Source organism: Companilactobacillus heilongjiangensis (assembly GCF_000831645.3).
GTDB classification, from domain to species: Bacteria; Bacillota; Bacilli; order Lactobacillales; family Lactobacillaceae; genus Companilactobacillus; species Companilactobacillus heilongjiangensis.
The window spans coordinates 1,865,458-1,880,630 of record NZ_CP012559.1 but is presented as its reverse complement, the minus strand read 5'-3'; the positions used below and the strand labels follow the sequence as shown (position 1 = coordinate 1,880,630).

General features: G+C 37.3%; 12 protein-coding genes. 2 read left to right on the top strand and 10 right to left on the bottom strand.

From position 1 onward, the window contains the following. Positions 1-327 precede the first annotated feature (327 nt). Entirely contained in the window at positions 328-1,257 is a 930-nt protein-coding gene (locus tag JP39_RS08535; RefSeq protein WP_041500473.1) for an AEC family transporter, read from the top strand. Positions 1,258-1,335: 78 nt separating this feature from the next. On the opposite strand, the gene JP39_RS12765 is transcribed toward JP39_RS08535, so the two are convergent. The 9 genes from JP39_RS12765 to JP39_RS08490 all read right to left on the bottom strand — a co-directional run bounded on the left by JP39_RS12765 (position 1,336) and on the right by JP39_RS08490 (position 9,236). After that, complete coding sequence (locus JP39_RS12765; RefSeq protein ID WP_245626323.1) at positions 1,336-1,830, bottom strand: helicase; 495 nt, start codon at positions 1,828-1,830, stop codon at positions 1,336-1,338. Positions 1,831-1,885: 55 nt separating this feature from the next. Next, positions 1,886-3,052, bottom strand: coding sequence for an MFS transporter (locus JP39_RS08525; RefSeq protein ID WP_041500474.1), 1,167 nt, complete (start codon positions 3,050-3,052; stop codon positions 1,886-1,888). A 114-nt stretch (positions 3,053-3,166) separates the two neighbouring features. Further along, on the bottom strand, positions 3,167-4,594 hold the full coding sequence (locus tag JP39_RS08520; RefSeq protein ID WP_041500476.1) for a carboxylesterase family protein: 1,428 nt from the start codon (positions 4,592-4,594) through the stop codon (positions 3,167-3,169). Between the two features lie 169 nt (positions 4,595-4,763). Next, positions 4,764-5,483, bottom strand: a complete 720-nt coding sequence (locus JP39_RS08515; protein ID WP_041500477.1) for a GntR family transcriptional regulator — start codon at positions 5,481-5,483, stop codon at positions 4,764-4,766. A gap of 15 nt (positions 5,484-5,498) precedes the next feature. Beyond that, a complete protein-coding gene (gene deoC / locus JP39_RS08510; protein ID WP_041500478.1) occupies positions 5,499-6,236 on the bottom strand; it encodes a deoxyribose-phosphate aldolase in 738 nt (245 codons plus the stop codon). A 219-nt stretch (positions 6,237-6,455) separates the two neighbouring features. Then, entirely contained in the window at positions 6,456-6,791 is a 336-nt protein-coding gene (locus JP39_RS08505; protein WP_041500479.1) for an ArsR/SmtB family transcription factor, read from the bottom strand. Between the two features lie 42 nt (positions 6,792-6,833). Next, complete coding sequence (locus JP39_RS08500; RefSeq protein ID WP_041500481.1) at positions 6,834-7,400, bottom strand: cadmium resistance transporter; 567 nt, start codon at positions 7,398-7,400, stop codon at positions 6,834-6,836. A 120-nt stretch (positions 7,401-7,520) separates the two neighbouring features. Beyond that, positions 7,521-7,757 (bottom strand): hypothetical protein, encoded by a 237-nt coding sequence (locus JP39_RS08495; protein WP_041500483.1) that lies wholly within the window; start codon positions 7,755-7,757, stop codon positions 7,521-7,523. Between the two features lie 456 nt (positions 7,758-8,213). Continuing rightward, a complete protein-coding gene (locus tag JP39_RS08490) occupies positions 8,214-9,236 on the bottom strand; it encodes a MucBP domain-containing protein (protein WP_041500484.1) in 1,023 nt (340 codons plus the stop codon). A gap of 615 nt (positions 9,237-9,851) precedes the next feature. Here JP39_RS08490 and JP39_RS08480 point away from each other — a divergent pair. Continuing rightward, a complete protein-coding gene (locus tag JP39_RS08480) occupies positions 9,852-11,831 on the top strand; it encodes an Ig-like domain-containing protein (protein ID WP_137619718.1) in 1,980 nt (659 codons plus the stop codon). A gap of 973 nt (positions 11,832-12,804) precedes the next feature. Here JP39_RS08480 and JP39_RS08475 read toward each other — a convergent pair. Continuing rightward, the gene (locus JP39_RS08475; protein WP_048698703.1) at positions 12,805-15,006 is read right to left on the bottom strand and encodes an ATP-dependent Clp protease ATP-binding subunit; all 2,202 of its coding nucleotides are present in this window, start codon (positions 15,004-15,006) and stop codon (positions 12,805-12,807) included. Positions 15,007-15,173 lie beyond the last annotated feature (167 nt).

Here is a 15,173-nt window from a genome sequence, read left to right as displayed (position 1 = left end):
CTGAATTATTTTAGTGAGTTATCAATTATATGCTGAAGTTAAAGAATAACTCAAAACAAAGTAATAACTTAGACGGAGGTTGGCAGAGATTTCACGTGCAGTGAAAGTGGCGTTACGGCTTTAGCCGTTACACCACAGGGCGACTTTGAAGACTTACCGGGTTTTGGTAAGGCTTCAAAGCGAGACTTGAGACCTTAGCTCAAGTCGTACCTCACAGCAGGCGAAAATCTCTGCCAACCGGAGTCGGCATCCTTTAATTAATTTCAAAGAAGCTGTCTTTTTGGCATGAAATATTTGTATAATGGATTAACTAAGGGGAGTACATATATGAATATTGGACAATTGATAAATCAAATCGTCTTGATGTTTTGCTTAATGCTGGTGGGGGTTCTAATCAACAAATTGGAATTCATGCATTCGCAGACTTCAAGTGATTTGACCAACGTTTTACTCTATATTGTTTCGCCATGTTTGATTATTAATGCATTTGAACAGCCGTATTCTGGCAGTCGAATCAAGCAATTCTTGTTGGCGATTGCTGGCGTATTTTTACTTTATATTATTGAAATTATTGTGGCTAAATTAGTCTTCGGTCGCTTGAAAAATCAGAATTTGCGACGGATTGCACAGTATGGCAGTATTTATTCCAATGCTGGTTTCATGGGGATTCCATTGATTAGTGCGTTGTTTGGTTCCGAGGGTGTATTCTTTGCGGTTGTGTCTTTGGCAGCGTTCAATATTTTCAGTTGGACTCAAGGGGTGTCACTATTTAATGATAATGAGCATGGATCGGTTGAGAAAACTGATTGGCGACAGGTGTTGCTGAATCCGAATATTATCGCAATTTTTCTAGGAATTTTAATATTCATCTTTTCATTCAAAATGCCAAGTATCACTAATCAAGTTATCAAATATGTCGGTTCCATTAATACGCCACTATCGATGATTGTGATTGGTAATAGTTTGGCCAATATTAAGTTCAGCCGTGATATGTTGAATAAAGAAATTGGTTTGACGATTTTATTACGTAATTTACTGTTTCCAATTATTGGCATAGTGCTGTTGAAAGTTATCGGTGTAACTGGCATTGCGTTTTATACAACTATTGTGATGGCGGCCTGTCCGGCAGCTGGATTGGTTGTGTTATTCACGTTGCAAGCTGATGGTGATACCGCACCTGCTATTTCGTTGATGAGTTTGTCGACTATTTTAAGTTTAATTACGATTCCAGTAGTTTTTGCATTGGGAAGTTTGTAAAAAAATCCTCTACTATTAGATTCAAAATCTAAATAGTAGAGGATTTTTAATATTTTAAGAAAATATGTTTTAGAGCAGTCATTTTTGGAAAGCAAATAAATCTTCTGGTTGCCAGATGAAGTCGTCGTCACAAATGTAACCTCTTAACCATAAACGATTGTTAACGTGTCGTAGATAAAATCCTTTAGGCTGGTTAACATCAGTTGAAGTTATGGGTGAAGCAATGGTAACGGCCGAGTCAGGAGCTTTGTGTCGGTGCATGGCGTGATCATCGCTGACAGGTTGATTTTGCCAGAATAAACGGCAGTAAATAGCTGTTTCTAACGGACAAAGTTTGTAGCCTTGCTCTTTAGCAGCCAGAAGAATGTTTGGCAAAGTAGCAGTAGTTGTTAATTTTAGTTCAGCAATCGTCAAAATGTTTAAAGTTACTAAATGTGGCTCTTGAGAAAGAACCAGCCGAGGATCAGTGAACAGTTTTTCAGCACTTGGATTGAGACCAATCTGGCTTTTTTGAAGTTGGTCTTTTATTTGATTAAGAGAAAAGCCACCAACATTGAAAGTTAATGAGAACATATTTTTAGCTCCTTTGAAAAAACACTATCAAATTAATTAAAGCATTAATATAACTTTAATTGTACTGCACTGCAGAATTGAGTTTACGACGATTAAATAAATAGATAATTGCCGTTAATGGAACAATAAGTAACATCACTGGGTAAAAGAACTTTAGTGGAAAAATAGTCGGCAGGATTCCACCAATGATTGGTCCAAGGGACATACCAATATCGCTTCCCAAATAATAAGTGGCGTTAGCAAGTCCTTGTTCTTCTAAGGGCGCCAGTAAAAGGGAGGTTGATTGGGAGACAGAAACCATAACCCCAAAACCAATTGCCATTAAGATAGCTGCCAAGATCATTTCAAAGTTATTTTGCATTATTGTTAATAGGATGATATAACCAATGGTCGCAATTATGCAGATAGAAAACCAAATTCCAAATGGGATAGTATCAAAATAATTTTTCAATAGAATCCGAATAATAATCAGAGCGATTGAGTAACATAAAAAGAATAGGCTTACGGTGATGCTCAAATGACGTTCTTGAACGTACATGACGATATCAGCTTGAGTTACAAAGTAGGGGATAGATAATAGTGAAAAGATTATTGCCACTGGTAATGCATCTCGCTGAATAAGCTTAAAGTGTTGGCCTTCTAACTTAACCGAAGGTTTGGCGTGGTTATCGATTAGTTGTATGACGACCACCATGGCTACAGCACTCAAGGCTGCCAGAATAATGATGAATTTATAACCTAGACGCTGGTAGATACTGATTGCTAGGGCAGGGGCAATTGCCATTGCAAGAGCGTTCAATAATCCGTAATATCCCATTGCTGCTCCAAGATGTTGTCGTGGGACTAGAAATGCCATCCAGGTTGCTAAACAAACAGTACATAGGACGAAACCTACACCGTTGATAATTCTAAAAAATAGTAGCCAAGTTACATTGGAAGCAAAAAGGTATCCAAAGTCACTGATAGCACATAAGCTTCCACCGATTAATGCTAAACGATATTTAGAAATTCGATCAGTCAAATTTCCAGCAAAAGGTCTTAATAACATTGAGGTAATACTCATAACTCCCACAATGATGCCGGCAAAAGCACTATTAATCCCTAAATTACGAGCATACCCATTCATCAGTGGGTTAATTGCCTGAATACTAAATTGATAAAAGAATGTTGCTAACATGACGTAAACAATATCTTTTGAAAAAAATGAGGATTTATTTGTCAAAATTTATTCTTCTCCTTTGAAACCTAATTTGGCCAAATAAAAAAAGGTGTTTATGAACACCTTTCTTATTAGTTATAAAGATGAAAGCTCAATATGTACTGTAAAAAATATTAATTATGGACGAGCAATGCCTTTAAATAGCTGTAGCACAGTTTTAGCATGTTCGGTTCCTTTATAGGGTCTTTGACCAATATCCTTAATATTTAATTGATCTGCCTTCACAGGTGACCATAACTTTTCATATTTATTAGTAGCAAAATTAAGTAATGTTTGACTAATAAATTTATCACGATTGATTTGCTCTTTACTAGCATTAGGCGCAGTTTGACCAACAATACCGTACATATCGGTACCGTGATAAGCAGGGGAACCTTCCACTGGTCCAACACTTAGTTGATAAACGCGTCCGCCAGCTTGAGCGTGATCGCGTGCTTCTCTAATAGCAGGTAAGGTGAAATTATAGTCTGTGAAGAATTTAGTTCTGACATTGAGAGGTGAATCTTTGCCAGCTCCACAATGTAAAGCAATAGCCTCAGCTTGTTTGCGTGGAATATGGCAATCATAAACCATTTCATCGATTACATTTTCGATTGTTTTTGGATCAACATTGTCTGGAATATTAGCAGCGTACCAGCTTGCTTCGGCCGTTGTTGAAGTTATTATTAGGTCGACATTTTTGTGTGTTCCACTTTTAATAACGTCTGCGGGATGAGCCTTTAAAATTCCGTTTGGTAAAAACTCATCGTCGACGATACCAATGGAAATTGTATTTAGATTACCGCGTTTCAAAACGTCAGTTGGTAAAACTTTGTTGACTGCATCGATTAGTGATTTGTTGTCAACCGTTAATAATTGCTCTGGTGAAGTTAGCTCGAGTGTTTTTAAAACTTTGTCTGCTAATTCTTCTGCCCACCAAGCTGGGATGTAACGTGCAGCATATCCTGAGAATGGTGCCAATCTTTTATATAATCCGTCAGCTTCAGGTATAGCTAAAAGTGTTAGTAATGAAAATGAACCAGCACTATGGCCTGTAATAGTAACTTGGCTGGGGTCGCCACCAAATGATCCAATGTATTGTTGAATCCACTTTAGGGCTAGGATGATGTCTTGTAGACCTAGGTTACTGGCATCTTTAAATTTTCCACCATATTGAGATAATTCGAGCCAACCAAGTGGTCCTAAGCGGTAGTTAAGGGAAACGCCAATAACTTTGCCACTAGCGACTAAGCCAGATAAATCTGACGTATCTTGAGAATTAGCGCCATAAGTCCAACCACCACCGTGGATATAAACAACGACTGGTAGTTTTTCTGTAACATTATCTGGAGCCCAGATATTAAGATTTAAGCAATCCTCACTTTCACCTTTGTCAGAATTTAAAAAGGCAGGATCTGTTAGTTGCACCGATGCCGGGCCACTTTGACTATATTCGTGGTTAGATTCGAATGGAACGATTTTAGCCTTTTGAAACCGATTGGAAGTGCCGTAAGGTACCCCGAGCCATTCTTGAACGTTATTAAATTTTTTATTTGGATGTGACATTTTAAATTTTTTCCTCTACATTTTTTGTATTGTCTAAGTTTCGTATTTCTTTATTCTAAACTGTACCCAAACGTTACAGTCAAGTAGAATGTTAATTTAAATTAAATATGTAAGAAAAAGACGTTGATTCTCTTTTGATTAGTAAACAAGAGGATCAACGCCTTTTTGGCTATCTTTTAATAAAAATTTCAAATGAGTTAATATCGCCACGATATTTAGCGATTGAATATTCAGCGGGTACGTCATTCTTGGTTGTACCGGTTGTGTGGAAGTAGAAGATTGGATCATTTTCGTCAATGTTCAATAAATCGGCAGTCGTTTCATCAGCGGATAATACTTCCAATTTACGGCGAACTTGTAGGATTGGGCAGTCGTGAGAATCCAAAGTGGCATACAACGAAACATCGTTAAAGTCGAATTTATCCAAATCAGGGAAGACTTTGTATGGAATGTAACTCGTTACCAAAACGACTGGTTGATCGTCAGCGTAACGTAATCTGACCAGTTTAAAAACATAATCATTTTTGCCAATTTCCAGATGTTCGCAGACTTCGTTATTAGGCAATTCCTTCTGCAATAAAATTACGTGAGTTTTGGGAGTTAAGCCTTTATTTTTCACGTCATCATCGTAACTTTCAATCGTGTGAGTGAATTCTTGAGAAATCTTATTTTGCTTAACGATAGTGCCACGTTTTTTTCGTTTGGCTAATAATCCCTTATCGACCAGTGCCTGAATTGCTTGACGAACGGTGGGACGACTAACGCCATAGATTTCCATTAGTTCAGTTTCCTTGGGAATCAAAGTATTAGGCTTGTATGTACTGTCTTTGATTTTTGAAAGCAAATCATTTTCGATTAATGTATGTTTTGGTAAATTCCCACCATTCATAAGGTAAATCTCCTGTTATTTCATATTTTTTTGATATTTTCTATCAATTTTAATTGAATCCACGTGATCAAATTCCATCCGTTGCTTGATGGCATCGATGATTTTGATACCGCTACTTGTACCGATTCTGTCAGCTCCAGCCGCAATCATAGCCAAGAAATCGTCAGAATTTCTGATACCGCCAGCAGCTTTAACAGAAACGTCGTCACCAACAACTTCCTTCATCAATTTAACATCTTCAATTTTAGCACCGCTAGGTCCGAAACCAGTTGAAGTCTTAATAAAGTCAGGCTTAACTTCTTTAGCAATTTCCGCAACGTGCTTGATTTCATCTTTAGTTAGGTAAGTATTTTCAAAGATAACTTTAATCAAGACTGAATTGTCGTGGCAAAGTTTGACGATACGTTCCATCTCATCCTTGATATATGCGAAGTTTCCATTCTTAACTTCCGTAATGTTAATTACATAATCAATTTCATTAGCACCATTTTCAAGAGCATTCTTAATATCGAATAACTTAGATTCAATAGTCGTTTGACCGAGTGGGAAGCTGATTGCAGCACCGATATCAATGTCAGTATCTTTCAATTCATTATAACAAACCTTGGATTGTACTTGATTAATAGCAACCATTCTAAAGTGATATTCCTTTGCCTCATCACAAAGTTTTACCATATCTGCATCCGAAGCGTAAGCGTGCAAGTTAGTGTGATCAACCAATCTCTCAAGTTCGTTTAAAGTATATTCAAGCATAATTAAGTCCTCCAAATAATTTAATAAGTAATTACATATTGAATGATATGCTTGCGCTTACAAAAAGTCAACAAGTGACTTACTAATCAGTGATGTATCAGTGCGCTTACGAATAATACATGATTGATATCATAATGCTACTATGCATTTTACTTTTTAATATGTAATTACCTAAAAGAAAAAGCCGTCAATTCATTTAAGAATTGATAGCTTTCATTTTTATTCACCGTGCTTTTTGCCACGCACAACGTGGTCAGCGTGTTCCAACATTTCATTAATAATATCCAAGATATGTGGATCATCTAAGCGGTAGTAGTTGAATTTACCTTCTTTTTCGGAACTAACCAGTTGGTGCTTTTTTAAAATTGCTAATTGATGGGAAACAACGGACTGTTCAATATCCAAAGTTTGACCAATTTCATTGACGTTTAATTCGTTATCTTCCAAAAGTTTTAGCATCTGTAATCGATTGGGATTGCTTAATAATTTAAAAATTCGTTCGGATTCAATTAAATCTTTAGAATTAATCAATTTCACTTGCTCTTTTTTAGCCATTATTGTAAGTCCTTTGCCAGTAGTTAATTCTAGTATACAGCATTAGAACAGAGCAATTAAGTGACTGATTAAACCGCTGTCCCAAAAGACATATAGCCCAATCAGCACGTAACATATTTTCATCAATTTCTCGCCATGGGCCTCCATGATGTTGGAAACTGCCGGAATATTGGCTATGAGTTTAATCAGTAAAACAACTAGGACAGTCAGGCTACCGATAAATAATAACGTGATGACAAAGTTAGGTATCGTTTCACCGACTAAAACGGGGAGAAAAATTGAGAGATTACAACCGGCGCAAACTGATAAGTAGGTAACTAAAGTACTCCAAGTTTCTGATTTATGACTTGTCTGTTGATTGTCATCGTCGTCATCATCATGGAAGGCTAAGTAAATCGGCAGAATACCCAAAACTCCTAAAATCCACTCCGGTAGAAAAGCTGCTAGAGTTTTGCCAATAATAAAACTGGCTGCCAACAAAATAATATTTCCCAAAAGGTAACCGAATAGGACATGCGATAATTTATATTTCTTTAATAAAAAGATAAGCATGAAGAAGAAATCTAAATTTACACTTAAAAAAGTTAAAGCTAAAATCCAATAGTTCATTTTAATCCTCCAGTACATATGTACTTAATAACATATGTTAATGATAACATATATGAACTGAAAAAATACCAGACAATTCTGATGTTGTAAGAATTGTCTGGTACCATCATTAAATATATTTTAGTTTTTCATCATATCTCTAAAGAAATCAACTGTAATATCAAAAAGAGGCTTGAGAATTGCCAAGATCATCAAGGCCAAGTCAACGAACAGCAGCTTAACCATCCAAGCAACAGACATAGTTGTTGTAAAGTGGAAGTAGAGGGCAAACAAGCCCAAGAATACCGCGACGAACGCGAAAATATAAATAATAACAAGTCCAATCAATTCTTCTGTTCTGTTTTCTGTGTGATCCATAATAATCTCTCCTTTGAAGCCGAGCGCAAATCCTTTCATTAACACCCCACGTTTTGTATACGCTTACATTATATCATTTTTGATACTAAAGAACTCATTAAAATTGGTCTAAACGTTGATAAATAGCGAATATTGGGTTATTTGTTAGCACCTTTGATCATATGCGAGTTGAGGTTCTTTAAAATTGCTTGAATAGTTTAAATGAGGCAGAAATAATCTGATAAGTAAGCTAACTATTGAGTTTATAGATACATTAGTTGGCGGCATTAAAAGGGTACAAAAAATGTGACTGTGATAAAACAATTTTTGCCTTAAACATTTCAGCGTAAACGTGCAACAAAACATAGCTTTTTCCGCTTAAAACAAACAAAAGAGACTAGCAATCCAAAATCGGATTACTAGTCTCTTTGCCCTAATGCTCGAAAGCTGACCATGTTTTGTCACACTTTCTTTTTTCTATAGATTTAAATATTTACTTTCGATATAGTAGCCGTCACTCAACTCAGCCCAAACGCTGTAGTTATCGAGTTGAACGATTTTCTTAACGAAAACATCCTGACCGCCACGGAAACGCTTGTTATCCATGTCGCCATAAGGTGTCTTCCAAGCGGTAATATATTGGTCTTTGTAATACATAACTCTAACCGAACGCTTGATTTCCATCGAATCAATGATTGAATAAGTGTAGCTGATATTGCTTGCAGTCTCGGATAAGGGACTGTTCAACATTTCTTGACGAGGCGTTGTCTGCTTGATGATTCGTGTCTTGATGCTTTCAGTACTAGGAATCCAAGTGTTACCGCCAAGGTTATACCAGACAGTTTTATTGTAAGTTTCTTGAACAGCACGATAAGCTTTCCAAGTTGTTCCGTAAGGCAATGTCTTTTCTAGTGGAACTTTGTTAAGAGGTTCGCTGAAGACACGAACATTATTAGTTGTTTCGATGAAAAGATTCTTGTTGATCTTGATGTCTTTCACTGGCAAAACATTGTAGACATATTCTTGTTCTTGAACGCGTGAAGTAAATTGGCCGCTAGCACTTCTAGGTGAGTGAACTAAGAAATGATTAGCTTCTTCAAGCGGTTGTGTGTCGAATTTACGATTCAAGTCGCCTTCAAGATATTGTGGATCAGAGATTAATTTTCCGTCAGTATTGCGGTGATAAACGATGACCGGAGCTGACAATTGGTTAGCGTAAACTAAATAGATTCCGTCAGAATTAGGGATAAATGTTTGTTGAAAGTTTGTGACTGATGACAGAACAAATCCAGGTATCTCTTTCCAAGGAATATCTAATTTATCTAGATAATGGCCCTTGATCGTAGTAGAGTCGGAGATTTCTTTGCCAAGAGAATCAACATAGTGAACTTCAATTTCAACATCATCGCGAGCTAATTTTTTAACTTTAGGTGAGAGTACATTATTTTCCATAGTTCTTTCCCCGTTATGGGAAAAGTCTTGTGTATTTTTCTTTCCCATAATAATTCCCTTCTAACATTAAATTAGTGTAATTCTAACATGAAAAATTTCCCCTAATTGCCTTTATATAGGTATCTTAAGGATATTTAAAGGAAACCTAATAAAGAGTAAAGAAAATTTTAAACTTTGGTGGGTTGCTTTGAAATATGCCGCCTCCGGGTGCCAGTTTTTTTTCACCTGCTGTGAGGACCGGTGCGAGCCAGAGTGCGGTCTCGCACCTCGCTTTTGAGCCGAAAATCGCGTCTCAAAAGTCGTCCGGTGGCGTAATGGCTTTAGCCATTACGCCACCTTCACTGCTGGTGAAAAAACTGGCACCCAGAGGCTGGAATATTTTAAAGATTTAGTTTGTTGGAATGTGACCGATGTTTTAGCATCCACAGCAATAATTTATATAAGATATCAGAGATATTGCCCATATATCTACTCATAAAAAATTAGTTGGAATACTCTCAGCTCTGGAAATGATAGACAAACCAAGGTCCAAATTCAATTAAAAGTCAAATAATCTTTCTTATAATTTGAATCATTTTAGCTAAAATTAAATTATCTAAACTGATTATATAGACAATTTGTAAGATGATATACTTTTTATACATAAATAATGTAAGGGGTTTAATGATGCGGAAATCACAAAAACGTTGGTTAATAATATTAATATTTATTTCCATACTTTCTGCCTCTTCGTTTAATCGTAGATATAAAAAAGTGAGTGCTGAAGAAGCGGAAGTCACTGAAGTAACGCCATATAAAAAGCCCAGTGGTAATGCAAGGTCCTTTCTAGGTTTGCGTACTAGAAGCGGATATATTTTACAACCGGCTGAAGAAACTTATATTCAAGTTGATCAGACAAAGACAGTTTATGCAGATGCCAGACGTTCAATGGCAGCACAAATAATTGGTGTCGCTTTTTTGGTGCGTCATTATCAGTGGTATCAGTCGACTGATGGGAAAAATTGGTCAAAAGTATCACCAAAAAAAGACGGAACTGATAAGAAATTAAAACTTACTCCAACAACGACGGGAACCACCTATTATCAACTTGAAACTTACTGGTCAACGGTATTAGGTATAGTTAAATCAAAGCAACTTTATTCTAATGTAGCAACGGTACATGCCGTGCCAGAACCAGTGGATGCGACAAGCGTGAAAGTAACAACGGATGATGATTATTTATACAATTCAGTTAATGATATTGTTAATATTGAAACTTATGCTCATGCTACTCCGACACCTGCAAACTTTACTGGTACTGTTTCATGGAGTATTGATAATCCTAATTTAGCAACAATCGATGAAGAAGATGGACTGATTACAGCTAATACGAATCGTCTCGGTGGTGTCGTTACAGTTACTGCAACGATGCATAATCCAAGTGGTAAAGATATTACTGGATCGACCGAAGTATTGATTGGTGGAGGACTGGAAGATCAGACGGTTCATGCTGGAAGCACTGCTACTTTTGATCTCCGAGGAAATATTGGAGATTTAGATGATGAAGATGAAGATGACAGTGATGGGGACAATGACTACACAGTTAAATGGTACAAAGAAGACCCAATCACGCACTCAAGAACGCAGATTTTGAAAGATGATCCGCAAGCACTTTCTTACACAACACCGGCGACTACTTTGGATGACGATGGAACGATTTTCCTAGCTATTATTCAAGTTAAATATAATGGGAAAATGTATTCCTACACGACAGAAGATGCATACCTACACGTGCTGCCAGAGGGTGGTCCTGATTTGGAATTGCATGATACATTGAGTAATGAAACTTTCCACGACAACAACGATACTGACACGGTGATTTTTGGTGTTAATAACGGTGATTTAGTCAGATACAAGGATACAGTTACCAATGAGAGTACCTCAGGAACGTTGAAGGAGGCAGATTACACATTGCCTTTGCGTAAGGGAACTCAAGTTGCCAGTGTTAAGCTGGATGGCAAAGATACGACAAATTATAAATTAGTTGATAATGATGATACTAACAGTACGGATTTAATTATTTCTGGGTTAAATTTCAAAATCAATGAAAGTCATGCCATCGAAGTCGATACAACTGTTGCTGGGATTGATTCGAAGACAAGCTACACATCTGTACCATATATTACTGGTAAAAATGACGACAATAATACTTATCAAAAATTTGGTAATGACGAGACGTTGAATTATACAACTAATTCAGTAGTTGTTAATAAGGTAAATGATATTGACTATGGAACCATCAATTCCATTAGTGCCTCAAAAACACTAGCACGGCCAGATGAGTTAAATTTACCGAATAATATGATGGAAGTTGAAGATATGCGCCGTTATAAGAACCCTTTGGTAGTGTCAGTCTCACAGGATTCACCATTACAAACTGATGCAGGCGATATTTTCGCAGGTCAATTACGTTTCTACAACAATGGTAAATATACTAATCTTCTGGAAGAACCCGCAGTAGTTGCGAATACAGTCAAAGATGAAGAATTAGTTTCACTAGGATGGGATAAGGACAACGGGATCTTGCTATATCTCGAGTCTAAATGGAACGTCGCAGGAGTTTATAAAACTCGAGTTAATTGGACGATTTCAGACAGTGTTTAATTTGATTGCCGCCTCCGGTCGATAATGACGATGCTAGCCTGCTATGCGACCGGTGAAAGCCTTGCGTCTCGCGCCTCGATTTTGAACTTCGCAGAGTACACGAATTTCAAAATACGTCGGTGGAGTAAGGGATAAATCCCTAACTCCACTTGCACAGCTGGCTACATCATCATTATCGACCTCCGGCTAAGTTGAGTGTTAGCTTTATCTATTTCGGGTCGTCAGTCAAGTAGACTAGTTTTATTGGTACGGGCAGTGGATTAGTTTTACTGATTTTGAATTGTTTATTTAAAAGAAACAAAAAAGCGAGTTATCTATAAAAATATGTAGATAGCTCACTTTTTCAATAGTCTTTTAGAAAATTAAGTGTTATTTGTAAAACACGATTGACGAAGGTCAAACCTTTATTTGCTATAATACGTTTGTACAAAAAAAGAGGGATATTGAACATCCTTCCTGTAGCTCGGTGGTCTTGTTAAAGACAAATGGCTACGTTAATTTAAAAAACAGCCGTTAACTCGCCAAAGTTAGAGCGGTTATTTTTTTTGATGAAAATCGAGTATTAGAACCACCAAACTTAAATGATCAATTATCTATCAAGTATGTAGATAATTGGTCATTTTTTTTCGTAATGTAATTAAAGAAGAGGATGAAAGTAATAAGTTGAACAATGGCAATTTAAAACTGAATCATAAAATCCAATAAATAAGTCGGAAGAGATGTGAGCATTCACCAGCTGTGGGTGTGGCGTTATGGCTTTAGCCATTACACCACCGGGCGAGTTTGGAGACTTACCGGTCTTTGGTAAGGCTTCAAACCGAGATTCGAGACCGTACTGTGGCTCGAATCGGTCCGCATAGCAGGTGAATGCTCGCATCTCTGGAGACGGCAAAACAACAAAAAAGCTCGACCAGAAATCCCTCAGGACTTGATCGAGCTTTTATCTTCAGCACCACTAAATTTGGTAGATTAACTACTCTTCAGTATCAGGTGCACTATACTTAGAAATTTTAATTTCATCTTTATCAAGATGTGCTTCTAGTTGCTTATCCTTGGCATGATCCAAGTAATAGTCAGCAACTTTATCTTCAATTTGTTCTTCAATCACACGACGGAGTGGACGAGCACCCATCTTGGGATTGTAGCCCAAATCTACTAATTTATTCTTAGCATCCTTTGTTACATGAATGCTTAGACCTTGATCGGCAATCATCTTGTTAGTATCAGCCAACATGAGATCGACAATCTTTAATAGGTTATCTTTTGTTAGTGAATTGAATTCAACGATACCATCGAATCTGTTCAAGAACTCTGGTTTAAAGAATTCTGACAAACGGTTCATAACTGAGTTAGTTGTACCAGCTGATTCAGCGCCGAATCCGACATTTGCTTCTTGCATGCCTTGTCCGGCGTTAGAAGTCATGATGATGATAGTATCTTTGAAACTAACAGTTCTACCTTGAGAGTCCGTCAAACGGCCATCATCGAGAATCTGCAAGAACATATGCATAACATCTGGGTGAGCCTTTTCGATTTCGTCTAGCAAAATCAAACTATATGGATTACGACGAACTTTTTCAGTCAATTGACCGGCTTCTTCGTAACCAACATACCCTGGAGGCGAACCGATTAACTTAGAAACTGAATGTTTCTCCATGTACTCAGACATGTCGAAACGAATCATTGAATCTTCGGAACCGAATAGTTCACGGGCAAGTTGTTTAGCAAGCTCAGTTTTACCAACACCAGTAGGTCCTACGAATAGGAAGGAACCGATTGGACGACCTGACTTGTTAAAGCCGACTCTGTTACGACGAATAGCTTTGGCAACGTCAGCAACGGCCTTGTCTTGACCAATAATGTGACTCTTCAAATCTGGTTCCAAATTCTTCAATTGAGATTGTTCATTAGATTGAAGTTCACCAACTGGAATGTTAGTTTTTTCTTCAATAATATTTTCGATTTCTTTATCAGTTACGATATTTTGACCAGCAGGTTCATCTTTGTTGCTGTTCTTCATATCTTGGAACTTAGAAACTTGATCACGATAGTAGGCAGCTTTTTCGTAATCTTCATTACGAAGGGCAGCTTGCTTTTGGACTTCAGCGTCTGAAATCTTGTTATCTAAGTCTTCCATATCGACGTGGTTGATTTGCAAGTTCTTCTTTGAACCAGCTTCATCAATCAAATCAATGGCCTTATCAGGCAAGAATCTGTCTTGAATGTAACGAGCTGATAATTCAGCTGCTGCTGTGATAGCTTCATTAGAATATTTTACATGGTGATAATCTTCATATTTAGGTTGAAGACCCTTTAGGATTTGAACAGTTTCGTCAACCGTAGGCTCGTTAACTTGAACGGGTTGGAGACGACGCTCCAAAGCTGAATCCTTTTCAATTGTACGATATTCATTTAAAGTAGTTGCACCGACAAGTTGAAGTTCGCCACGGGCTAGGGCAGGTTTCAAAACGTTACCCGCATCCATGCCGCCTTCAGCATTACCAGCACCAACAATTTCATGAATTTCATCAATAAATAGGATGATATCAGTTTGTTTTTGTAATTCGTTGATCAATTGTTGCATTCTTTGTTCGAATTGACCACGGACACCAGTGCCTTGAACAAGTGAGACAACATCAAGTCTTACGACTCGTTTGTGTTGCAACTTTTCAGGGACATCGCCGTCGACAATCTTTTGTGCAAGACCTTCGACAACGGCTGTTTTACCAACACCTGCTTCACCAATTAAGACAGGGTTGTTTTTAGTTCTTCTATTTAAAATTTCAATTACTCGACTGATTTCCTTGTCACGACCAATTACAGGGTCGATTTGTCCTTTTTTAGCAAGGGCAGTAAGATCGACACCATATTGATCTAAGACTCCATTCCCACGAGGTTTACGGCCATTATTACCGCCGCCATTGCCTGTTTGAGTTTGAGGACCTTGTTGCTCGAAAGCATCAGGTTGTTGTGCGCCATTCAAAGCGTTGAACAAGTCTTCGAAACTAGAAAATCCACCGTTTGGATTTTGTGCCATATTATTCATACCTTCGTTAGCTTGATTTCTTAACTTTTGATAACAGTCTTGGCAGAGATTGATTTCCGTCCGTTGACCATTAACACTCGTATATAGATGAATTGTTGCTTCATTTTTATGACAATTCTGACATAACATTCGCACCCCACCTTTCCTTTATCAAAGGATACAACGGTAGTATATAATTAGCACTCGAGTAATGCAAGTGCTAAGTCTTGGATTTTTTTAAAAATTATTAAGTTAATAGTAGAAAATAAATTTTTTTCAAATTTATGTGAAAAAGGATGATAATATAAACGCTTTCA

Excerpts from the sequence above, each read along its gene's own strand:
- JP39_RS08535 (WP_041500473.1), top strand. The coding sequence starts at position 328 with ATGAATATTGGACAATTGATAAATCAAATCGTCTTGATGTTTTGCTTA.
- JP39_RS12765 (WP_245626323.1), bottom strand. The coding sequence starts at position 1,830 with ATGTTCTCATTAACTTTCAATGTTGGTGGCTTTTCTCTTAATCAAATA.
- JP39_RS08520 (WP_041500476.1), bottom strand. The coding sequence starts at position 4,594 with ATGTCACATCCAAATAAAAAATTTAATAACGTTCAAGAATGGCTCGGG.
- JP39_RS08515 (WP_041500477.1), bottom strand. The coding sequence starts at position 5,483 with ATGAATGGTGGGAATTTACCAAAACATACATTAATCGAAAATGATTTG.
- deoC (WP_041500478.1), bottom strand. The coding sequence starts at position 6,236 with ATGCTTGAATATACTTTAAACGAACTTGAGAGATTGGTTGATCACACT.
- JP39_RS08505 (WP_041500479.1), bottom strand. The coding sequence starts at position 6,791 with ATGGCTAAAAAAGAGCAAGTGAAATTGATTAATTCTAAAGATTTAATT.
- JP39_RS08500 (WP_041500481.1), bottom strand. The coding sequence starts at position 7,400 with ATGAACTATTGGATTTTAGCTTTAACTTTTTTAAGTGTAAATTTAGAT.
- JP39_RS08495 (WP_041500483.1), bottom strand. The coding sequence starts at position 7,757 with ATGGATCACACAGAAAACAGAACAGAAGAATTGATTGGACTTGTTATT.
- JP39_RS08490 (WP_041500484.1), bottom strand. The coding sequence starts at position 9,236 with ATGGGAAAGAAAAATACACAAGACTTTTCCCATAACGGGGAAAGAACT.
- JP39_RS08480 (WP_137619718.1), top strand. The coding sequence starts at position 9,852 with ATGATGCGGAAATCACAAAAACGTTGGTTAATAATATTAATATTTATT.
- JP39_RS08475 (WP_048698703.1), bottom strand. The coding sequence starts at position 15,006 with ATGTTATGTCAGAATTGTCATAAAAATGAAGCAACAATTCATCTATAT.